At 66.9% G+C, this 21,494-nt stretch carries 24 protein-coding genes and 1 tRNA gene; 24 read left to right on the forward strand and 1 reads right to left on the reverse strand.

Features of this window, described 5'->3' with window-relative positions; all coding sequences use genetic code 11:
- The first annotated feature begins 144 nt into the window (after positions 1-144).
- Both ubiA and U1F38_RS10265 read left to right on the forward strand, forming a co-directional pair.
- Positions 145-1,026 carry a 4-hydroxybenzoate octaprenyltransferase gene (gene ubiA / locus U1F38_RS10260; RefSeq protein WP_409986966.1) on the forward strand — a complete coding sequence of 294 codons (882 nt, stop codon included), beginning with the start codon at positions 145-147 and terminating at the stop codon, positions 1,024-1,026.
- 203 nt (positions 1,027-1,229) lie between these two features.
- Positions 1,230-5,039, forward strand: coding sequence for an IPTL-CTERM sorting domain-containing protein (locus U1F38_RS10265; RefSeq protein WP_409986967.1), 3,810 nt, complete (start codon positions 1,230-1,232; stop codon positions 5,037-5,039).
- 127 nt (positions 5,040-5,166) lie between these two features.
- Here U1F38_RS10265 and proC read toward each other — a convergent pair whose 3' ends face one another.
- Complete coding sequence (gene proC / locus U1F38_RS10270) at positions 5,167-6,000, reverse strand: pyrroline-5-carboxylate reductase (RefSeq protein ID WP_409986968.1); 834 nt, start codon at positions 5,998-6,000, stop codon at positions 5,167-5,169.
- A gap of 107 nt (positions 6,001-6,107) precedes the next feature.
- Between proC and glpK the strand changes: the two genes are divergently transcribed.
- The 22 genes from glpK to U1F38_RS10380 all read left to right on the forward strand — a co-directional run bounded on the left by glpK (position 6,108) and on the right by U1F38_RS10380 (position 21,447).
- Positions 6,108-7,634, forward strand: a complete 1,527-nt coding sequence (gene glpK / locus U1F38_RS10275; RefSeq protein ID WP_409986969.1) for a glycerol kinase GlpK — start codon at positions 6,108-6,110, stop codon at positions 7,632-7,634.
- Positions 7,635-8,052: 418 nt separating this feature from the next.
- Positions 8,053-9,633: an FAD-dependent oxidoreductase gene (locus U1F38_RS10280; RefSeq protein WP_409986970.1), complete on the forward strand. Its 1,581-nt coding sequence runs from the start codon at positions 8,053-8,055 to the stop codon at positions 9,631-9,633.
- 200 nt (positions 9,634-9,833) lie between these two features.
- Complete coding sequence (rplN, locus tag U1F38_RS10285; RefSeq protein ID WP_409986971.1) at positions 9,834-10,202, forward strand: 50S ribosomal protein L14; 369 nt, start codon at positions 9,834-9,836, stop codon at positions 10,200-10,202.
- 15 nt (positions 10,203-10,217) lie between these two features.
- Positions 10,218-10,535, forward strand: coding sequence for a 50S ribosomal protein L24 (rplX, locus tag U1F38_RS10290; RefSeq protein WP_409986972.1), 318 nt, complete (start codon positions 10,218-10,220; stop codon positions 10,533-10,535).
- An 8-nt stretch (positions 10,536-10,543) separates the two neighbouring features.
- Positions 10,544-11,083 carry a 50S ribosomal protein L5 gene (rplE, locus tag U1F38_RS10295; protein ID WP_409986973.1) on the forward strand — a complete coding sequence of 180 codons (540 nt, stop codon included), beginning with the start codon at positions 10,544-10,546 and terminating at the stop codon, positions 11,081-11,083.
- 10 nt (positions 11,084-11,093) lie between these two features.
- Positions 11,094-11,399, forward strand: a complete 306-nt coding sequence (gene rpsN / locus U1F38_RS10300; protein WP_409986974.1) for a 30S ribosomal protein S14 — start codon at positions 11,094-11,096, stop codon at positions 11,397-11,399.
- 19 nt (positions 11,400-11,418) lie between these two features.
- Positions 11,419-11,814: a 30S ribosomal protein S8 gene (rpsH, locus tag U1F38_RS10305; RefSeq protein WP_409986975.1), complete on the forward strand. Its 396-nt coding sequence runs from the start codon at positions 11,419-11,421 to the stop codon at positions 11,812-11,814.
- Positions 11,815-11,826: 12 nt separating this feature from the next.
- Positions 11,827-12,360, forward strand: coding sequence for a 50S ribosomal protein L6 (gene rplF / locus U1F38_RS10310; RefSeq protein WP_409986976.1), 534 nt, complete (start codon positions 11,827-11,829; stop codon positions 12,358-12,360).
- Positions 12,361-12,371: 11 nt separating this feature from the next.
- Positions 12,372-12,737 (forward strand): 50S ribosomal protein L18, encoded by a 366-nt coding sequence (rplR, locus tag U1F38_RS10315; RefSeq protein WP_409986977.1) that lies wholly within the window; start codon positions 12,372-12,374, stop codon positions 12,735-12,737.
- 17 nt (positions 12,738-12,754) lie between these two features.
- Positions 12,755-13,276 carry a 30S ribosomal protein S5 gene (gene rpsE / locus U1F38_RS10320; RefSeq protein ID WP_409986978.1) on the forward strand — a complete coding sequence of 174 codons (522 nt, stop codon included), beginning with the start codon at positions 12,755-12,757 and terminating at the stop codon, positions 13,274-13,276.
- Between the two features lie 14 nt (positions 13,277-13,290).
- Entirely contained in the window at positions 13,291-13,476 is a 186-nt protein-coding gene (gene rpmD / locus U1F38_RS10325) for a 50S ribosomal protein L30 (protein ID WP_409986979.1), read from the forward strand.
- A 12-nt stretch (positions 13,477-13,488) separates the two neighbouring features.
- On the forward strand, positions 13,489-13,920 hold the full coding sequence (gene rplO, locus U1F38_RS10330) for a 50S ribosomal protein L15 (RefSeq protein WP_409986980.1): 432 nt from the start codon (positions 13,489-13,491) through the stop codon (positions 13,918-13,920).
- A gap of 30 nt (positions 13,921-13,950) precedes the next feature.
- Complete coding sequence (gene secY, locus U1F38_RS10335; protein WP_409986981.1) at positions 13,951-15,270, forward strand: preprotein translocase subunit SecY; 1,320 nt, start codon at positions 13,951-13,953, stop codon at positions 15,268-15,270.
- 76 nt (positions 15,271-15,346) lie between these two features.
- Entirely contained in the window at positions 15,347-15,460 is a 114-nt protein-coding gene (rpmJ, locus tag U1F38_RS10340; RefSeq protein ID WP_011481465.1) for a 50S ribosomal protein L36, read from the forward strand.
- 39 nt (positions 15,461-15,499) lie between these two features.
- Positions 15,500-15,865 (forward strand): 30S ribosomal protein S13, encoded by a 366-nt coding sequence (rpsM, locus tag U1F38_RS10345; RefSeq protein ID WP_409986982.1) that lies wholly within the window; start codon positions 15,500-15,502, stop codon positions 15,863-15,865.
- An 18-nt stretch (positions 15,866-15,883) separates the two neighbouring features.
- The gene (rpsK, locus tag U1F38_RS10350) at positions 15,884-16,288 is read left to right on the forward strand and encodes a 30S ribosomal protein S11 (RefSeq protein WP_409986983.1); all 405 of its coding nucleotides are present in this window, start codon (positions 15,884-15,886) and stop codon (positions 16,286-16,288) included.
- Between the two features lie 152 nt (positions 16,289-16,440).
- Positions 16,441-17,064, forward strand: coding sequence for a 30S ribosomal protein S4 (gene rpsD, locus U1F38_RS10355; protein WP_409986984.1), 624 nt, complete (start codon positions 16,441-16,443; stop codon positions 17,062-17,064).
- A 115-nt stretch (positions 17,065-17,179) separates the two neighbouring features.
- Positions 17,180-18,172, forward strand: coding sequence for a DNA-directed RNA polymerase subunit alpha (locus U1F38_RS10360; RefSeq protein ID WP_409986985.1), 993 nt, complete (start codon positions 17,180-17,182; stop codon positions 18,170-18,172).
- A gap of 280 nt (positions 18,173-18,452) precedes the next feature.
- Positions 18,453-18,839, forward strand: a complete 387-nt coding sequence (rplQ, locus tag U1F38_RS10365) for a 50S ribosomal protein L17 (RefSeq protein WP_409986986.1) — start codon at positions 18,453-18,455, stop codon at positions 18,837-18,839.
- Positions 18,840-18,864: 25 nt separating this feature from the next.
- Positions 18,865-18,941, forward strand: a tRNA-Met gene (locus U1F38_RS10370).
- Between the two features lie 261 nt (positions 18,942-19,202).
- Positions 19,203-20,870, forward strand: coding sequence for a cbb3-type cytochrome c oxidase subunit I (locus tag U1F38_RS10375; protein ID WP_409986987.1), 1,668 nt, complete (start codon positions 19,203-19,205; stop codon positions 20,868-20,870).
- Positions 20,860-21,447 carry a cbb3-type cytochrome c oxidase subunit II gene (locus U1F38_RS10380; protein WP_409986988.1) on the forward strand — a complete coding sequence of 196 codons (588 nt, stop codon included), beginning with the start codon at positions 20,860-20,862 and terminating at the stop codon, positions 21,445-21,447. Before U1F38_RS10375 ends, U1F38_RS10380 begins: the two co-directional genes overlap by 11 nt.
- Positions 21,448-21,494: the final 47 nt, after the last annotated feature.

Here is a 21,494-nt window from a genome sequence, read left to right on the forward strand (position 1 = left end):
ATCCCACCGATGCCCCGCGCCCCCATCCCCACCTTCCCCCAGCGGGGGAAGGAGCAAGAGGGCGCCGCGTCATGCACCACAACTCAAGCAAAATCAGCTTCCAATGCCCGCCCATCCAGCGCAATCAGCTATCAATTCAATTGCATGACCGCCCCCGCTGAACCCCGCAGCAAGCTCGCCCAATACCTTGACCTCGTCCGCTGGAGCCGCCCCGCCGGCTGGCTGGTGCTGCTGTGGCCCACGCTCAGCGCGCTGTGGCTGGCGGCGGGCGGCTTTCCGGGCTGGCACCTGCTGGGGGTGTTCGTGGCCGGCACCATCCTCATGCGCTCGGCCGGCTGCTGCGTCAACGACGTGGCCGACCGCGACTTTGATCGCCACGTCAAGCGCACCGCCCGGCGCCCCGTGACCACCGGCGAGGTCAGCGTGCGCGAGGCGCTGGCGCTGGGCGCCGTGCTGGCCCTGATCGCCTTTGCCCTGGTGCTGACAACCAACGCCACCGCCATCGCCCTGTCCTTTCCGGCGCTGGCCATCGCCATCGCCTACCCCTTTGCCAAGCGCGTGGTGTCCATGCCGCAGGCCGTGCTGGGCGTGGCCTTTTCCTTCGGCATTCCCATGGCCTACGCGGCGGTGCAGGGCCGCGTGCCGGCCGAGGCCTGGGTGCTGCTGGTGGGCAACGGCTTCTGGGTGCTGGCCTACGACACCGAATACGCCATGGTCGACCGCGACGACGATCTGAAAATCGGCATGAAGACCTCCGCCATCACCCTGGGCCGCTGGGACGTGCCGGCGGTGATGGGCTTTTATGCCGTCTACCTGGCCGTGTGGCTGTGGGTGGCGGCCGCCCGTACGCCATCGCCGATTTTGTACGTGGCCTTTGCCGTCGCCGCCGCGCAGGCCGCGTGGCACTACACGCTGATCCGCGGCCGCACGCGCGAGGGCTGCTTTGTCGCCTTCAGCCAGAACCACTGGCTGGGCGCCACCGTGTTTGCAGGGATCGCACTGGCCTTGATACTTACTTCGCCGTAGCGGTCATTTTTCGTAAGTTGACCCTATATTGTTTCGCATATACAACGGGCCTGTCATCAAACGGCGTTGCGCAGCCGCTAGAATTTTCATATCAATTTGGACAGGTTTACCTGATTGGAGGTCGGAGTTTCATGGTCAATCCACCCATTCGTGGCGCGGGTGCGTCCGCCACGCACAAAAGCGCGGGTTCGTTCCCCCGTTTCATGTCGTTTTCCACCCGTCTGCAGCGCGTTGCGCTGCGCAGCGCCATGGCCCTGGGCGCGCTGGTGTTCGCCACCGGCGCCTGGGCGCAGTCGGCCGACATGGTGCTGTCCAGTCAAATCGTCAACCCCGACCCCGTGCCGGCCGGTGGCACGGCGACCATCACCATCCGCGTCGACAACAACGGCCCCGGCGCGGCCAGCAACGTCTCGCTCACCGACACCCTTCCGCCAGGGTCCACGTTTGTCAGCATGACCGCCAGCGACGGCGGCACTTGCAATGGCGCTGCTCCCTATCACTGTGACTGGGCCAGCGTGCCGTTTCAGGCGTTTCGCACCGTCACGCTGAAGGTCACCTTGCCGACGGCGGGCGTGTGGCCCAACGCCGCCACGGTGAGCGCCGCCACGCCCGACAGCAACGCCAACAACAACACGCTCACGCGCAACATCACCGCCGTCGCGGCCGCCGACCTGCGCATCACCGCCACCAGCACGGCTGGCGCCGGCGCTGCGGCGGGTACGCCCTACAACTACACCCTGCACGTGGACAACGCGGGCCCCAACGCCCTGCCCGCAGGTCAGGCGCCCACCGTGACCTTCAACGTGCCGGCCGGCGCCACCATCACCGGTGTGCCCACAGGCACCGGCTGGAGCTGCACGCCCGCTGGTGGCTACCCGCGCTCCAACCCGCCCGCGCCCGGCGCCACCATCACCTGCACCCGCACGCCGGGCAACGACACCCTGGCCAACGGCGCCGCCTTCCCCGACATCAGCGTGCCCGCCGTGGGCCACCTCAACGGCACGGTCACGGCCAGCTTTGGCGTGGGCTCCAGCTACCCCGATGGCGACCTGACCAACAACACCGCGCTGGTCAATGTGCCGTTCACCAGCGGCACCGACATGACCATCGGCAAGTCGGCCAGCCCGTCCGGAACCGTCGCCACCGGCGCCGCCGTGGCCTATACCCTGCGGGCCCGCCAACAGGGCGGCACGCCCCCGTCCAACATCGTGGTGACCGACACCCTGCCCGCCGGCCTGACCTACGTCAGCCACAGCGCGCCGGCGCCATGGAACTGCACCTGGACCGCGCCCCAGCTCAGCTGCACCTACGGCGGCACCTACAACGGCGGCCCCTACACCGATCTGCCGGACATCACCCTGAACACCACGGTGAACGGCACAGGCAGCATCCAGAACACCGCCAACGTGGCGCTGCCCGCCGGGCAGACCGACCCGGTGCCGGGCAACAACAGCAGCAGCGTCACCGTCACCGGCAGCAACGAGGCCGATCTGCGCCTGACCAAGGCCGCCAGCATCTCGCCCGTGGTGCCAGGCCAGAACTACAACTGGAACATCACCGTGCGCAACCTGGGCCCGCTGGCCGTGGCGCCGGGGCAGTTCATCGACGTGACCGAGAACATTCCCGCCGGGCTGACGGTGCGCGCCGCCCCGTCCAGCGCTGGCTGGAGCTGCACGCCCCCGCCCGGCGGCTACCCCGCCAACGGTCCGCTCAACCTGTCGTGCAGGTACACCGTCCCGGCCGGCGGCTTGGCCGCCAACGCCAACGCGCCCAACCTGGCCATTCCCGTGGTCCAGCCCGCAGCCGGCTCGATCAGCAACCGTGCCTGCGTGGCGCTGTCCGGCCCCGGCCGCGTCGACGGCAACGCCGGCAACGACTGCCAGACGGTGGGCAACGCCAGCACGGCGACCAGCGCTGATTTGTCCATCACGAAAACCGCCAGCCCCAACCCGGTGGTCGTGGGCCAGAACCTGACCTATGTGCTCACGGTCAACAACGCCGGCCCCGATGCCGCCACCGACGTGCACGTGCGCGACGCGCTGGCCAACCTGCTCAATCCCGGCGGTTTGGTGAGCGCGGCCGTCACCACGGGCAGCGGCACCTGCAACCCGGCCGGCCCCGCCAACGGTGACGTCACCGTCGACTGCACGATCCCGACCCTGGCCAGCGGCGCCACGGCGGTGGTGACCATCGTGGTCAAGCCCGGCAACACCGGTTCAACCGACCTGACGCGCACCAACTCAGCCACGGTGCACTCCAACGACGTCGGTGATCCGAACCGGGGCAACAACACCAGCAACACCACCAGCACCACCGTCCAGCCGCGCGTGGACATGACCGTGACCAAATCCGTCACGCCCAACCCGGTGCACGTGGGCGAGCCGCTGGTCTATGTGGTCACGGCGCGCAACAACGGGCCGTCCACGGCGACCAACGTCAAGATCACCGACGTGCTGCCCGCCAACACCGCCATGCTGGGCACCGCCACGGCAACCAACGGCGGCAGCTGCACTGCGCCGGCCGATGGCGCCACCAGCGGCACGGTGGAGTGCACCTGGGCCTCGGTGCCACCGAATACCCAGTACACCGCCACCTTCCGCCTGCGCCCGCTGGCGGCAGCGCTGAACACCACCATCCACAACGTGGTGAACGTCACGACCGACAGCACCGAAACCAATACCAACAACAACTCGGGCAGCGCGGACGCCACGGTGATCGCCGCCGATCTCGACATTCTGGTGCACAAGACCGACAGCGTGGACCCGGTGGTCCTGGGTGGCGACACGATGTACACCATCACCGTCACCAACGTCGGGCCGTCCTACGGCACCAACCTGGTGGTGACCGACACCTTCCCGCAAGGCAGCCCGACCGCCCGCTTCAGCTGGCAGGGCAGCCTGACGGCGTCCATCGCGGGCACCGCCGTGCCCAATGCCAGCACCTATTGCACCACCGTGCCGGCGATCGGGGACACCAGCGGCACGCTGACGTGCAGCTTTCCGACCATTGCCCCGGGTGCCGCAAACCAGATCGTCCTGACCTACATGATGCGTGCCGAAAGCATCGTCACGGCGGGTGCCTACAGCGGCACGCAGAGCAACCACGTGGAGGTCAAGGTTGACGAGACCGAGCGCGAAACGAGCAACAACGCCACCAACGAGGACACCACCACGCGCCGCGTCGACATCGCCACCGACCTGGCGCTGACCAAGGCCATCGACAAGCCGCAGATGCACGCGGGCGACACGGCCACCTACACCCTGACGGTGACCAACAACGGCCCGCTGGCCAGCAACGGCGCGCAGGTCATGGACCCGCTGCCCGCCGGCCTGAGCTTCGTGTCCTCGCCCGACGGCTGCGTGGCCGCCGGCAGCAACGTGAGCTGTGCGGTCGGGGCACTGGCGGTCAACGCGACCAAGACGTTCCACGTCCTGGTGCAGTTGGCCAACCCCTACACCGGCAACAGCCCGATCATCAACACCGCCACGCTGGACGCGCCCGGCGACACCAACCCGGGCAACAACACGGGCACGGCGCGCACCGAGGTGCCCGGGGCGCCGGTGGATCCGGCCGTCGCGGCCTCGATTGCCGGCACGGTCTATCACGACCGCAATGACAACGGCATCATCGACCCGGGTGAGGAGGGCATTGCCGGCGTCACCATCGAGCTGCTGCAGGGCGGCGTCGTGGTCGCCACCACCACCACCGACGCCAACGGCCACTACAGCTTCACCGGCCTGATGCCCGGCACCTATACCGTGCACGAGGTTCAACCGGGCGGCTGGATCGACGGCAAGGACACGCTGGGCACCGGCGCCACGGGCGGCGCGGGCACGGCGGGCAACGACGTCTTTTCCGATGTCGTGCTGCAAGATGGCAACCACGCGATCGACTACAACTTCGGCGAGCACAAGCCGGACGTCAGTGCGATCCCGACCCTGTCGCAGTGGAGTCTGGCCCTGTTGGCCCTGCTGATGGCCGGGTTTGCCGTGCGTCGCCGCGTACACGGCTGACCACGGCGGCGGGCGGCGGCGCACTTCGCCCCGCCTGCCGAGCCCATGCAAAAGCGCCCCTTCGCGGGGCGCTTTTTCGTGGCCGGTGCCGACCGCGGCAATGGGCGCCGGCGATCAGCGCTGGCGCTCAGCGCCCAAACTCGTCGCCCAGCTCCTGGGCCCGCACGCACGCGGCGTGCATCGCCTGCACGAAAGCCGCCTTCACGCCCGCCTGATCCAGCGCCGTCAGCGCGGCGTGGGTGGTGCCGCCCTTGCTGGTCACGCGCTCGCGCAGGGTGGCCAGCGGCTCGGCGGATGCGGCGGCCAGGTGCGCGCCGCCGGCAAAGGTGCCCACCGCCAGCGTGCGCGCCTGCTCAGGCGCCAGGCCCAGCTCGGTGCCGGCCTGCTGCATTGCTTCCAGAAAATAAAACACGTAGGCCGGGCCGGAGCCCGACAGCGCGGTCACGGCGTCGAGCTGTTCCTCGCGCTGCACCCACAGCGCGTCGCCGGTGGTGCGGATGACGGTCTCGGCCAGCGCGCGGTCGGCGGCGCTGGCGGCGGGGCCGGCAAACAGGCCCGTCATGCCGCGGCCCACCAGCGCCGGCGTGTTGGGCATGCAGCGCACGATGCGCGCGCTGCCGGTGGCCTTGGCAATGGCGTCCGAGCGGATGCCCGCCATCACCGACAGCTGCAGCGCGCTGCCGACGTGCGGCGCCACGGGCGCGGCGGCGGCCAGAAAGCTTTGCGGCTTGATGGCCCAGACCAGCAGATCGCTGCCAGCCAGCGCGGCGCTGGCGGCGGGCAGGGCGTCGATGCCATGGTGCCCGCGCAGCGCGGCGCGCGCCGCCTCGAAGGGCTCGACCACGGTGATCTGCGCTGCCGGCAGGCCGCGCTGCACCAGCCCGCCGATGATGGCGCTGGCCATGTTGCCGCCGCCGATGAAGGCGATGCGGGTGGAGGGGGCAAGGGTGGGTGCGCTCATGTCGAATTCCGGTGGGCAGGTTGGCGGCGGGCCGCTGGCGGCGGCCGCGGGAGGACGCAGTGTAGGCCCGCTGGCGCCGGCCGGGGCCATCCGCTACGCTTGCCGCCATGCGATATCTCCTTGCACTCGATCAGGGCACCACCAGCAGCCGCGCCATTGCCTTCGACGAACGCGGCCAGGTGGCGGCGCTGGCGCAGCGCGAGTTTGCCCAGCACTTTCCGCAGCCCGGCTGGGTGGAGCATGACGCGGGCGAGATCTGGGCCACGCAGCTGGCGGTAGCGCGCGAATGCGTGCAAAAACTGGCGATCGCCCGCTCTGGACAAGCGCAACGCGCTATAGCAATAGAAGCAATCGGCATCACCAACCAGCGCGAGACCACGGTGCTGTGGGAGCGCGCCACGGGCCAGCCGGTGGCGCGCGCCATCGTCTGGCAGGACCGGCGCACCACCGCGCGCTGCGACCGGTTGTGGCGCCAGGGCAAGGCGGGGCTGATCCAGCGCAAGACCGGGCTGGTGCTGGACGCGTATTTTTCGGCCACCAAGCTCGAATGGCTGCTGGAGCAGGTGCCCGGCGCCCGCGCCCGCGCCGAGGCCGGCGAGCTGGCCTTCGGCACCGTCGACAGCTGGCTGATCTGGCAGCTCACGCAAGGCCGCGTGCACGCCACCGACCCCAGCAATGCGGCGCGCACCCTGCTGATGAACATCCACACGCTGGACTGGGACGATGAGCTGCTGGCGCTGTTCCACATTCCGCGCGCGGTGCTGCCGCGCATCGTGCCCTCCAGCGGCCTGCTGGGCGAGGCGGCGCCCGAGTGGCTGGGCGCGGCCGTGCCGATCGCCGGCGTCGCGGGCGACCAGCAGGCCGCCACCTTCGGCCAGGCCTGCTTTGCGCCCGGCATGGCCAAGAACACCTATGGCACGGGCTGCTTCATGCTGATGAACACCGGCACGCAGGCGGTGGCCAGCCGCAACCGGCTGCTCACCACCGTGGGCTGGCAGGGGCCGGTCGAAGCCGCACGGCAGCGCACCGCCTACTGTCTCGAAGGCTCGGTCTTCATGGCCGGCGCCACCGTGCAGTGGCTGCGCGACGGCCTGCAGATGATCCGCAGCGCGCCCGAGATCGAGGCCCTGGCCGCCAGCGTGCCCGACACCGGCGACGTCCATCTGGTGCCGGCCTTTGCCGGCCTGGGCGCGCCCGACTGGGACGGCCGCGCGCGCGGCACCCTGGTGGGCCTGACGCGCGGCAGCACGCGCGCGCACATCGCCCGCGCGGCGCTGGAGGCCATCGCCCTGCAGTCGGCCGACCTGTTTGGCGCCATGGTGCGCGACGCCGGCATTCAACTGACCGAGCTGCGCGTGGACGGCGGCGCCAGCCGCAACGACCTGCTGATGCAGATGCAGGCCGACCTGCTGGGCGTGCCCGTGGTGCGCCCGCGCGTGACCGAGACCACCGCCCTGGGCGCGGCCTACCTGGCCGGGCTGGCCACGGGCGTGTGGTCAGGCGCGGACGAAATCGCCGCGCAATGGGCGGTGGACCGGCGCTTCGAGCCCCAGCTTGCCGAGCCGGCGCGGCGCGCGCGCGTGGCCCGCTGGCGCGAGGCGGTGGCGCGTGCGCGCGGTTGGGCGAAAAAATGACCACCCCCAGTCTCCACTCGCTGCGCGATGTTTCGCTTGGTGCTCGCCGCCAGAGGCGGCGGCCCTTCGGTCTGACCAGACCTGCGCAGGCAGGTCTGGAGCCGCAGACCTCAGCCCCCTTGCAGGGGGCCGAGCCTGCGCACAAAAGGTCCGGTGGACCTTTTGATGGCTGGCGAGGGGCCGGGCCACTGGCCCGGTGCGGCCTGCAAGGCTCGCCCCTGGCCGGGGGGACCCCGGCCACGGCGATCGCTGGCACGGCCTGCTCCGCGGCCATTTGACTCTTTGGGTTCGGTGCGTTGCTGGTGGTGCGCTGCGCTATCCGTGACGGACACGCCTCGATTGGCCTGCAAGCATAAAATTCGCCTCTGACGCTTTGCCAATAAGCGCAAGCAGCTATCAAAAATAGAGTTAAACAGTCATGGCCAACACCCCCTTGCCCACCGACCGCGCCGCCTTGCTGCAGCGCTTGGCCGAGCCCGTGCGCTACGACCTGGCCGTGGTCGGCGGCGGGGCCACCGGCCTGGGCGTGGCGCTGGACGCGGCCCAGCGCGGCCACCGCGTGCTGCTGGTGGAGGCGCACGACTTTGCCAAGGGCACCTCGTCGCGCGCCACCAAGCTGGTGCACGGCGGCGTGCGCTACCTGGCGCAGGGCGACATCCACCTGGTGCGCGAGGCGCTGCACGAGCGCGTGCACATCCTGCACAGCGCGCCGCACCTGGCGCAGCCGCTGGCTTTCGTCATGCCGTCCTACAAGCTGTGGGAGACGCCGTTCTACGGTGTTGGCCTCAAGCTGTACGACCTTCTGGCCGGCAGTGCCGGGCTGGGGCGCACCGAATGGCTGGGCGCGGGCCAGACCCAGCGCCTGCTGCCCGGCGTGCAGCCGCAGGGCCTGAAGGGCGGCGTCAAGTACTGGGACGGCCAGTTCGACGACGCCCGCTTGGCGCTGGCGCTGGCGCGCACGGTGGCAGCGCTGGGCGCGCTGGTGATCAACTATTGCGAGGCCACCGAGGTGCTGCACGAGGCGGGCCGTGCCGTCGGCCTGCGCCTGCGCGATGCAGAGAGCGGGCGCGAGTTTTGTGTGCAGGCCGGCTGCATCGTCAACGCCACCGGCGTGTGGGTGGACGCGCTGCGCCAGCAGGACGCGCGCGCCGCCGGCCAAACCGTGCAGCCCATGGTCGAGCCCAGCCAGGGCGTGCATCTGGTGGTCGACCAGTCCTTTCTGCCCGGCGAGCACGCCCTGCTGGTGCCCAGCACGCACGACGGCCGCGTGCTGTTTGCCGTGCCCTGGCTGGGCAAGCTGATCCTGGGCACCACCGACACCCCGCGCAGCGACGTGCCGCTGGAGCCGCGCCCGCTGGCCGCCGAGGTGGACTTCATCCTGACCGAGGCCGCGCGCTACCTGCGGCGCGCGCCCACGCGGGCCGACATCCTGAGCAGCTGGGCCGGCATGCGCCCGCTGGTCAAGCCCTCCGACGAGCCGGGCGCCACCAAGGCCATCAGCCGCGAGCACACGGTGCGCGTGGCGCGCTCGGGCCTGGTCACGGTGACGGGCGGCAAGTGGACCACCTACCGCGCCATGGCCGAGGACGTGCTTCAGCACTGCGTGGACAGCGGCCGCTTGCCGCCGCGTGGGCCCTCACGCACGGCCAAGTTGCAACTGCTGGGCGCCGCCGGAGCGCAGCCGGTCCCCATGAGCCTGCCGCAGGGCCTGCACACCTACGGGGGCGAGGCCGCCGCCGTGACCGCCCTGCCGGGGGCCGGGCATTGGCTGGCGGCGGGCCTGTCCGAGGCCATGGTTCGCTTTGCCGCGCGCCACGAATACGCCCGTACGGTCGAAGACGTGCTGGCGCGCCGCTGCCGCATGCTGTTTCTGGATGCGGCGCAGGCGGCCGGCGCCGCGCCCGCCGTGGCCGACATCCTGCGCCAGGAGCTGGGACGCGACCCCGACGCGGCCGGCTTCGAGCGACTGGCCGCGGCCTACGCCAAAGCCCCGGCCTGACGGGACGCTTGACTCGCCTTTTGCAATCTGCCATAATCAAGAGCTTCGCCCATTGCTGGGCGCAAGAATTTCAGCCCCACAAGGTGTTTTTTGCAGAGGTCGGCATTCAAGGTTTGAGTGCCGGCTGGCAGGAGACGCCGGGCCCAAGACTGATCCGGCGCGTTTTGGCGCGCCGGGTGCAAGTTGGGAAACATTGAACAATGATCCAGACTGAATCCAGGCTCGAGGTTGCCGACAATACCGGCGCCAAGTCCGTCATGTGCATCAAGGTGCTGGGCGGCTCCAAGCGGCGTTACGCCAGCGTGGGCGACATCATCAAGGTGAGCGTCAAGGAGGCTGCGCCGCGCGGTCGCGTCAAGAAGGGCGAGATCTACAGCGCCGTCGTGGTGCGCACCGCCAAGGGCATCCGCCGCGGCGACGGCTCGCTCATCAAGTTCGACGGCAACGCCGCCGTGCTGCTCAACAACAAGCTGGAGCCCATCGGCACCCGCATCTTCGGCCCGGTCACGCGCGAGCTGCGCACCGAGCGCTTCATGAAGATCGTGTCGCTCGCTCCCGAAGTCCTGTAAGGAAAGGCGCCAGTCATGAACAAGATTCGCAAGGGCGATGAAGTCATCGTGATCGCCGGCCGCGACAAGGGCAAGCGCGGCACGGTCAGCTTGCGCGTGGACGAAGACCGCGTGGTGGTGGACGGCATCAACATCGTCAAGAAGCATGCCAAGCCCAACCCCATGAAGGGCGTGCAGGGCGGCATCATCGAAAAGGCCATGCCGATCCAGCAGTCCAACGTGGCCATCTACAACAAGGCGAGCGGCAAGGCCGATCGCGTGGGCATCAAGACCCTGCAGGACGGCACCCGCGTGCGCGTGTTCAAGTCCAGCGGCGAAGAGATCAAGGCCTGAGGTAAACCATGGCACGACTGCAACAACACTACCGCGAGAAAGTGGCGCCCGAGCTGATCAAGAAGTTCGGCTACAAGTCGCCCATGGAGGTGCCGCGCCTCACCAAGATCACGCTCAACATGGGCGTGAGCGAGGCCGTGGCCGACAAGAAGATCATGGACAACGCCGTGGGCGACCTGACCAAGATCGCCGGCCAGAAGCCCGTGGTCACCAAGGCCAAGAAGGCCATCGCCGGCTTCAAGATCCGCGAGCAGCAGGCGATCGGCACCATGGTCACCCTGCGCGGCGCGCGCATGTATGAATTCCTGGACCGCTTCGTCACCGTGGCGCTGCCGCGCGTGCGCGACTTCCGCGGCATTTCGGGGCGCTCGTTCGACGGCCGCGGCAACTACAACGTGGGCGTCAAAGAGCAGATCATCTTCCCCGAGATCGAATACGACAAGGTCGACGCCCTGCGCGGCCTGAACATCAGCATCACGACCACGGCCAAGACCGACGAAGAGTGCAAGGCACTGCTCGCGGCTTTCCGTTTTCCGTTCAAGAACTGAGGGTGACGTTGTGGCAAAAACCGCATTGATCGAACGCGAACTCAAGCGCGAGAAACTCGTCGCCAAGTACGCCAAGAAGCACGCCGAGCTCAAGGCCATCGCTGGCGATGTCAAGCGCAGCGACGAAGAGCGCGCGCAGGCCCGCCTGGCGCTGCAAAAGCTCCCGCGCAACGCCAATCCCACGCGCCAGCGCAACCGCTGCGAAATCACCGGTCGTCCGCGCGGCACGTTCCGCCAGTTCGGCCTGGCCCGAGCCAAGGTGCGCGAGCTGGCCTTCGAAGGCCAGATCCCCGGCGTGACCAAGGCCAGCTGGTAATCGGCAGGAGAAACACAACATGAGCATGAGTGATCCGATTGCCGACCTGCTGACGCGCATCCGCAACGCGCAGATGGTGGCCAAGCAAACCGTGTCGGTGCCGTCGTCCAAGGTCAAGGTGGCCATTGCCCAGGTCCTGAAGGACGAGGGCTACATCGACGGCTTTGAAATCAAGTCCGAAGGCGGCAAGTCCGAGCTGGAAATCGCCCTCAAGTACTACGCCGGTCGTCCGGTCATCGAGCGCATCGAGCGCGTGAGCCGCCCCGGCCTGCGCGTGTACAAGGGCGCGGGCGCCATCCCCCAGGTCATGAACGGCCTGGGCGTGGCCATCGTCACCACCCCCAAGGGCGTGATGACCGATCGCAAGGCGCGCGCCACCGGTGTCGGCGGCGAAGTGCTGTGCTACGTGGCCTAAGGAGAAATTCAGATGTCGCGTATCGCAAAAATGGGTGTGTCCGTGCCGGCTGGCGTGGACGTCAAGCTCGGTGACGAGCTGATCACCGTCAAGGGTTCGGGTGGCGAGCTGAAGCTGGCCGCCAACCCGCTGGTCAAGATCGCTGCCGATGGCGCCAACCTGAGCTTTGCTCCGGTGGGCGACTCGCGCGAAGCCAACGCCATGAGCGGCACCATGCGCCAGCTCGTCAATAACATGGTGGTGGGCGTGAGCAAGGGCTTCGAGAAGAAGCTGACCCTGGTGGGCGTGGGTTTCCGCGCGCAGGCCCAGGGCAACAAGCTCAACCTGTCCATCGGTTTCTCGCACCCGGTCAACTTCGACATGCCCGCGGGCCTGAAGGTCGAAACCCCGGCGCCGACCGAGATCGTCGTCAAGGGCGCCGACCGCCAGGCCGTCGGCCAGATGGCCGCCGTGATCCGCGCCGCTCGTCCGCCCGAGCCCTACAAGGGCAAGGGCATCCGCTATGCGGACGAGAAGGTGACGATCAAGGAAACCAAGAAGAAATAAGGACCTGCATCATGATGACCAAGAAAGAGCAGCGTCTGCGTCGGGCCCGCCAGACGCGCATCCGCATCGCCAAGCAAGGCGTCGCGCGCCTGACCGTGAACCGCACCAACCTGCACATCTACGCCGCCATCATTTCGGGCGACGGCGCCCGGGTGCTGGCCAGTGCCTCCACCGCCGAGGCCGAGATGCGCAAGCAGCTGGGTGCCGCGGGCAAGGGGGGCAACGTGGCCGCCGCCCAGGTGATCGGCAAGCGCATTGCCGAGCGCGCCAAGGCCGCCGGTGTCGAGCAGGTCGCGTTCGATCGCGCCGGTTTTGCCTACCACGGCCGCGTCAAGGCGCTGGCCGAAGCAGCCCGTGAAGCGGGCCTGCAATTCTGATCGCAAGGACGGACAAGATGGCTAAGTTTCAAGCGAGAACGCAAGGCGACGGTCCCGAGGACGGCCTGCGCGAGAAGATGATTTCGGTCAACCGCGTGACCAAGGTGGTCAAGGGCGGCCGGATTCTGGGTTTTGCCGCGCTCACCGTGGTGGGCGATGGTGACGGCCGCGTCGGCATGGGCAAGGGCAAGTCCAAGGAAGTGCCCGCCGCCGTGCAGAAGGCCATGGACGAGGCGCGCCGCAACCTGCGCAAGGTCTCGCTCAAGGACGGCACGATCCATCACAACGTGACCGGCCACCACGGCGCCGCCACCGTGATGATGGCGCCGGCGCCCCGCGGTACCGGCATCATCGCCGGCGGCCCGATGCGCGCGGTGTTCGAGGTGCTCGGCATCACCGACATCGTGGCCAAGAGCCACGGCACGTCCAACCCCTACAACATGGTGCGCGCCACGCTGGACGCCCTGAACAAGGGCACCACGCCCGCCGAAGTGGCGGCCAAGCGCGGCAAGTCGGTCGAAGACATCTTCACCGCCTGAACCGGAGAGATGGCATGACAACCCAACAAAAGACCGTCAAGGTCCAACTCGTGCGCAGCCCCATCGGTTGCAAAGAGGACCATCGCGCCACCGTGCGCGGCCTGGGCCTGCGCAAGGTCAACAGCACCCGCGAGCTGCAGGACACGCCGGCGGTGCGCGGCATGATCAACAAGATCGACTATCTGGTCCGCATCGTCTGAGGAATTTGCGACATGGAACTCAACAGCATCAAACCCGCGGACGGCGCCAAGCGCGCGCGTCGGCGCGTCGGGCGCGGCATTGGTTCGGGCCTTGGCAAGACCGCCGGCCGTGGCCACAAGGGCCAGAAGTCCCGTGCGGGCGGCTACCACAAGGTCGGGTTCGAAGGCGGCCAGATGCCGCTGCAGCGCCGTCTGCCCAAGCGCGGCTTCAAGTCGGTCACGCTGCGCTTCAACGCCGAGATCACCCTGGGTGACCTGGAGCGCCTGGGTCAACCCGAGGTGGACCTGCTGGCCCTCAAGCAGGCCGGCCTGGTGCGTGGCCTGACCAAGGTGGTCAAGGTCATCAAGAACGGCGAGCTCACGCGCGCCGTCAAGTTGACGGGCATCGGGGCCACGGCCGGCGCGAAAGCGGCGATCGAGGCCGCGGGCGGTTCGTTGGCCTGATGCCGGCATTCTTGAAGGTGGATTGACCAAGTGGCCACGGGCGCAAACCAAGTCGCGAAGACAGGCAAGTACGGCGATCTGCGCCGCCGCCTGTTCTTTCTGCTGGGCGCGCTGGTCGTGTACCGGATCGGTGCGCACATTCCCGTGCCCGGCATCAATCCCGACCAGCTGCGCCAGCTGTTCCAGAACCAGCAAGGCGGCATCCTGAACCTGTTCAACATGTTCTCGGGTGGCGCGCTGTCACGCTTTACCGTGTTCGCGCTGGGCATCATGCCCTACATCTCCGCGTCGATCATCATGCAACTGATGACCTACGTGTTGCCGACCTTCGAGGCCCTCAAGAAAGAGGGCCAGGCCGGCCAGCGCAAGATCACGCAGTACACGCGCTACGGCACGCTGGGTCTGTGCATGTTCCAGTCTTTCGGCATCGCCGTGGCGCTGGAGGCCTCGCAAGGCCTGGTCATCAACCCGGGCTGGGGCTTTCGTCTGACGGCGGTGGTCAGCCTGACGGCGGGCAGCATGTTCCTGATGTGGCTGGGCGAGCAGATCACCGAGCGCGGTCTGGGCAACGGCATCTCGATCCTGATCTTCGCGGGCATCGCGGCCGGTTTGCCGGGCGCCGTCGGCGGTTTGATGGAGCTGGTGCGCACCGGGGCGATGAGCATCATCGTCGCGTTGTTCATCGTCGCCGTGGTGTGCCTGGTGACGTACTTCGTCGTGTATGTCGAGCGCGGGCTGCGCAAGATCCTGGTCAATTACGCGCGCCGTCAGGTGGGCAACAAGGTATACGGGGGCCAGTCCTCGCACCTGCCGCTCAAGCTGAACATGGCGGGCGTGATTCCGCCGATCTTCGCCTCGTCGATCATCCTGCTGCCGGCCACCGTGGTGGGCTGGTTCAGCACGGGCGACTCGATGCTGTGGCTCAAGGACATCGCCTCCACGCTGTCGCCGGGCCAACCGATCTACGTGATGCTGTACGCGGCGGCAATCATCTTCTTCTGCTTCTTCTACACGGCGTTGGTGTTCAACAGCCGCGAAACCGCCGACAACCTGAAGAAGAGCGGCGCGTTCGTCCCCGGCATTCGCCCGGGCGAGCAGACCGCCAAGTACATCGACAAGATTCTGATGCGGCTGACGCTGGTGGGCGCGATCTACGTGACCCTGGTGTGCCTGCTGCCGGAGTTTCTGATCTTGCGCTACAACGTGCCGTTCTACTTCGGCGGCACCTCGTTGCTGATTCTGGTGGTGGTCACCATGGACTTCATGGCCCAGGTGCAGAACTACATGATGAGCCAGCAATACGAGTCGTTGCTCAAGAAGGCCAATTTCAAGACGACGCTCAACAGTTGAGCCCGTCGCAGACAACAGAGAAGGCGGTCCGGCCGGGCTGTCGGCATCGGACACACAAGGGTTTTAGGAGAGTGAAATGAGAGTTTCAGCTTCGGTCAAGAAAATTTGCCGCAACTGCAAAATCATCCGTCGCAAGGGCGTGGTGCGCGTGATCTGCACCGATCCGCGTCACAAGCAGCGTCAGGGCTGATTCGGCAAGGCGACTTCAGGTTTACAGGACGACACAAGCATGGCACGTATTGCTGGCATCAACATTCCGCCGCATCAGCACACCGAAATCGGTCTGACGGCGATCTTCGGCATTGGCCGTCAGCGCGCGCGCAACATCTGCGACGCCTGCGGCATTGCCTACTCCAAGAAGGTCAAGGACCTGACCGACGCGGACCAGGAAAAGCTGCGCGACCAGATCGCCAAGTACACGATCGAGGGTGATCTGCGTCGCGAGACCACGATGAACATCAAGCGCTTGATGGACATCGGCTGCTATCGGGGTTTCCGCCACCGCCGCGGCCTGCCGATGCGCGGCCAGCGCACCCGCACCAACGCCCGCACGCGCAAGGGCCCGCGCAAGGCGGCCCAGTCGCTGAAGAAATAATCAAGGAACCATCGAAACATGGCCAAAGCACCCGCCAGCAACGCCGCGCAACGCGTTCGCAAGAAAGTCCGCAAGAACATCGCGGATGGCATTGCGCACGTGCATGCGTCGTTCAACAACACCATCATCACCATCACCGACCGCCAGGGCAACGCCCTGTCGTGGGCGTCCTCGGGCGGCCAGGGCTTCAAGGGCTCGCGCAAGTCCACTCCGTTTGCCGCGCAGGTGGCCTCCGAAGTGGCCGGCCGCGCCGCGATCGACCAGGGCATCAAGAACGTGGACGTCGAGATCAAGGGTCCCGGCCCCGGTCGCGAGTCCTCGGTGCGCGCGCTGGCGGCGCTCGGTATCCGCATCAATTCCATCTCCGACGTGACGCCGGTGCCGCACAACGGCTGCCGTCCGCAAAAGCGCCGCAGAATTTGAGATAACGAAGGGTCAACACGGCGTTGCTGCGCGCGTCGTGTCCTTTTGTTTTTTGCTTGTTGGTTGTTTTAAGCCCACCGCCGCCTGCGTGCTTGCACTGGGCGGCTCCCTCGGCAAGTGGCCGGGGCAGATGATGTTCAAAGGATAGAAAAGTGGCACGTTACCTCGGCCCCAAGGCCAAACTCTCCCGCCGCGAAGGCACCGACCTGTTTCTGAAGAGCGCGCGCCGCTCGATCACGGACAAGGTCAAGTTCGAAACCAAGCCCGGCCAGCACGGCCGCACCTCGGGCCAGCGCACCTCCGACTACGGCCTGCAGCTGCGCGAGAAGCAAAAGGTCAAGCGCATGTACGGCGTGCTGGAAAAGCAGTTCCGCCGCTACTTCGCCGAAGCCGAACGCCGCCGCGGCAACACCGGCTCCAACCTGCTGTCGCTGCTGGAGTCGCGTCTGGACAACGTGGTCTATCGCATGGGCTTTGGCTCCACCCGCGCCGAGGCGCGCCAGCTCGTGTCGCACAAGGCCGTCACGGTCAACGGCCAGCCGGTCAACATTCCCTCGTACCTGGTCAAGACCGGCGACGTGATTGCCGTGCGCGAGCAGTCCAAGAAGCAGACCCGCGTGCAGGAAGCGCTGCAACTGGCCGGCCAGGTGGGCTTTCCGGGCTGGGTCGAGGTCAATGCCGACAAGGTCGAGGGCACCTTCAAGAAGCTGCCCGACCGCGACGAATTCGGCGCCGACATCAACGAATCGCTGATCGTCGAACTTTACTCGCGCTGATTTTCCGTTGCGCGCGAGCGTCTCCCATGTTCCGGCCCGCCATCCCTGGCGGGTTTGGTGCTTCACCAGCCTTACCGGTGTAACGAGCCGGGGGTATTGAGAGGAAGTCTGAAGAATGCAAACCCAATTGCTGAAACCCAAAGCCATCAACGTCGAGCCCCTGGGCGAGCACAAGGCCAAGGTCACGCTCGAACCCTTCGAGCGCGGCTACGGGCATACCTTGGGCAACGCCCTGCGCCGCGTGCTGCTGTCTTCCATGGTTGGCTACGCGCCCACCGAGGTGACCATTGCCGGCGTGGTGCATGAATACTCCAGCATCGACGGCGTGCAGGAAGACGTGGTCAATCTGCTGCTGAACCTCAAGGGCGTCGTGTTCAAGCTGCACAACCGCGACGAGGTCACGCTCAGCCTGCGCAAGGACGGCGAAGGCATCGTGACTGCGGCCGACATCCAGACGCCGCACGACGTCGAGATCGTCAACCCCGGCCACGTGATCGCCAACCTGTCGCAAGGCGGCAAGCTGGACATGCAGATCAAGGTGGAAAAAGGCCGCGGGTATGTGCCCGGCACCGTGCGCCGCTATGGCGACGAGCCCACCAAGTCGATCGGCCGCATCGTGCTGGACGCTTCGTTCTCCCCGGTCAAGCGCGTGAGCTACGCGGTGGAGAACGCACGCGTCGAGCAGCGCACCGATCTGGACAAGTTGGTGATGGAGATCGAGACCAACGGAGCCATCACCGCCGAGGAGGCCGTGCGCGCCTCGGCCAAGATCCTGGTGGAGCAGCTGGCGGTGTTCGCCCAGTTGGAAGGCACGGCCGTGGACGGCCTGTTCGAGCCGACCCAGCAGCGCGTCCCTCACCAGTTCGACCCGATCCTGCTGCGCCCGGTCGACGAGCTGGAGCTGACCGTGCGCTCGGCCAACTGCCTGAAGGCCGAGAACATCTACTACATCGGCGACCTGATCCAGCGCACCGAAAACGAGTTGCTCAAGACCCCCAACCTGGGTCGCAAGTCGCTCAACGAAATCAAGGAAGTGCTCGCTTCGCGCGGTCTGACGCTGGGCATGAAGCTCGAAAACTGGCCGCCGTCCGGTCTGGATAAACGCTGAGATCAAGCACACCCCCAGTCTCCACACGCTGCACGTTGTTTCGCCTTCCCCCCTTGCCGGGGGTATCGCAAGTGACCGGGGAAACCCCGGCCACGGCGATTGCTGATATGGCCTGCTCCGCGGCCTTCGGGCTCCAAGCGGTTCATGCGTTTCGGGTGGTGAGCAGGGTCACGGATAATTGATTGATTTTTAGTCGTCGCATCTTCGGATGCGGCATTTCGTGCACCAGGCCGTACCTGATCCGGCGGCCTGCACAACAAGGAAAGAAAGGAAAAGCACCATGCGACACGGTAACGGCCTGCGCAAACTCAACCGCACCAGCGCCCATCGCCAGGCGATGCTGCGCAACATGATGAATTCGCTGATCGCGCACGAGGCGATCAAGACCACGCTGCCCAAGGCCAAGGAACTGCGCCGCGTGATCGAGCCCATGATCACCCTGGCCAAGGCCGACAGCGTGGCCAATCGTCGCCTGGCCTTTGCCCGCCTGCGCGACGACGCCAGCGTGGCCAAGCTGTTTGCCGACCTGGGCCCGCGCTTCAAGGCGCGTCCGGGTGGCTACACGCGCATCCTGAAGATGGGTTTCCGCGTGGGCGACAACGCCCCCATGGCCTTTGTCGAGCTGCTCGATCGCCCGGAAGCGGCCGATGGCGCGCAGGCTGAATAAAAATAGAGTATAATTTCCGGCTTACCGCGCGATGGAGCAGTCTGGTAGCTCGTTGGGCTCATAACCCAAAGGTCGGAGGTTCAAATCCTTCTCGCGCAACCAAATGCCTCGCAAAAAGCCCGCCTCTTGGCGGGCTTTTTGTTGGGCGCTCGAACGGGTGGCAAGTCAAGTCCCCGGTGCAAACCCATGCTGACGTCCCCGATTTGTCACAGGTCAAGGTGACAAGTCGGCGCGGGTGGAGCATAAACGAGCCCCGCGCGGCACGCGAGCCGTGTTGCTGCGCGTGCGCGGGCGGGTCGGCGCCGCGCCGGGGGCAGGCTTGGACAGGGCTTGCAGTTTTGTCACCATCCAAAGGAACCCATCATGGACAGCGCCGTCGTCAGCCTGTTGTCGGCCTTTGTGCTTTCCCTCATCGGGCTGTTTGCCTTCATGTGGTCGATGCGCAAGGGCCTGTTCGTCGAAAACCCCAAGGCCGCGGGCAGCATCTTTGCCGCGGGCGAGGTCGGCAAGGCGGATGACCCCTCGCTCACGGGCCACGACCAGGCGCGCTTGCAACAGGCCATCACCGAGACCAACGACAAGGGGCGCGACTTGCAGCAGGCCGAGGACCCCGAGGGCCTGGACGACCGCTACGACGCCGACCGATCGACGGCGTTTCCGGTGTTCATGTTCATCGGGTTCGCCGTCATGTGGCTGGTCTTTGGCTCCATTGCCGGGCTGACCGCGTCGCTCAAGTTGCACTGGCCCGATTTTCTGGTGAGCGAAGGGTGGGAAACCTTCGGGCGCATGCGCACCTACCACCTCACGGCCGTGCTCTACGGCTGGATCACCAACGCCGAGCTGGGCATCATCGTCTGGCTGCTGCCGCGCATGATGCGCACGCCGCTGCGCGGCCCGCTGTGGGTCATGATGGGTGGCGCGCTGATCAACGTCGGAATCGCCAGCGCCATCGGCGGCTTCGGCATGGGCTGGACGGCCGGCATGGAGTACCTGGAGATCCCGTGGCAGATCGGCATCTTCGTCGTCGCGGGTTTTCTGTGCATCATCCCGCCGGTGCTGGCCACGGTGGCCTTTCGCAAGTCGCACGAGATCTACGTCAGCGCCTGGTATCACGTGGCATCCGTCCTGTGGATTGCCATGCTCTTCACGGTCGCCAAGATCCCGGGTGCGCACTTCGGCGTGGAGCAGGCCACCATGAACTGGTGGTACGGCCACAACGTGCTGGGCCTGTGGTTCACGCCGGCGGCGCTGGGCGCGATCTATTACTTCCTGCCCAAGGTGATCGGGCGGCGCGTGAGCTCCTACAACCTGTCGATCCTGGGGTTCTGGACGCTGGCCTTCTTCTACGCCCAGGTCGGCGGCCACCATCTGATCGGCGGGCCCGTGCCCGAGTGGATGATCACCCTGTCGATCGTGCAGAGCATGATGATGATCGTGCCGGTGGTTGCTTTCTCGGTGAACATGGCCGGCACCATGTGGGGGCGCATGCGGCTGGCGCGCTATTCGCCCACGCTGCGTTTCATGATGTTCGGCGGCTTCATGTACATGCTGTCGTCCGTCCAGGGTTCGTTCGAGGCGCTGCGCTCGATCAACCAGGTGACGCACTTCACCCATTTCACCGTGGCGCATGCCCACTTGGGCGCCTACGGCTTCGTCACCATGGTGCTGTTTGGCGCCATCTACTTCATGCTGCCGCGCGTGCTCAACTGGGAATGGCCCTTCCCGCGGCTCATCTCGGCGCACTTCTGGCTGGCGGCCATCGGTATCCTGATCTACTTCGGGCCGCTGACCTACGGCGGCTGGTTGCAAGGCCTGGCCATGCTGGACGCCAGCAAGCCCTTCATCGAATCGGTGCAGCTGACCATTCCCTACCTGGAGTGGCGCAGCGTGGGCGGCTCGCTCATGCTGGCCAGCCACCTGATCTTTGCCTTCCACGTGCTGGTGATGGTGCTGCGCTTTGGTCCCAATCGGGTCGGCGCCGCCTTGTTCCATCCTCAATCCAGCCCCCTGGAGCCCGCTCATGGAAAATGAACCGAAACTCGTCACCGGCGCCATGGTGACCTTCAGCATCGCCGTCGTGGCGCTGGTGCTGATTCCCTATTTCCAGATCCGCGACGTGCCGGCGCCCGAGGGCCTCAAGCCCTACACCAGCGCCGAGCTGCGCGGCCGCGAGGTCTACATTGCCAACGGCTGCGTGTACTGCCACACGCAGCAGCCGCGCGACCCCAGCTTCGGCCCCGACGCCAAGCGCGGCTGGGGGCGCGCGGCCGTGGCGGGCGACTACGTCTACGACCGGCCGCACCTGCTGGGCAGCATGCGCACCGGGCCCGACCTGTTCAACATCGGGGTGCGCCAGCCCAGCGCCGACTGGCAGCTCGGACACCTGTTCCAGCCGCGTGGCTACGTCAAGGAGTCGACCATGCCCTCGTTCCCCTTCCTGTTCGAGGTGAAGGACAAGGCCGACAAGGACGAGGTCGTGGTGCACCTGCCGCCCGACGTGCAGCCCCAGGGCAAGGTGGTGGTGGCCAAGCCGGAGGTGCTGGACCTGGTGAAGTACCTGCAGGCACTCAAGCGCAACTACCCGGTCCTGCCGCCCGAGCCCAAGTGAGCCGCGCCGCCTGCGCGATCGTGCCACCCAATCCAGTGAGGTCTTCC

This window comes from Ottowia sp. (assembly GCF_046348305.1).
In the GTDB taxonomy this organism is placed as follows: domain Bacteria; phylum Pseudomonadota; class Gammaproteobacteria; order Burkholderiales; family Burkholderiaceae_C; genus Ottowia.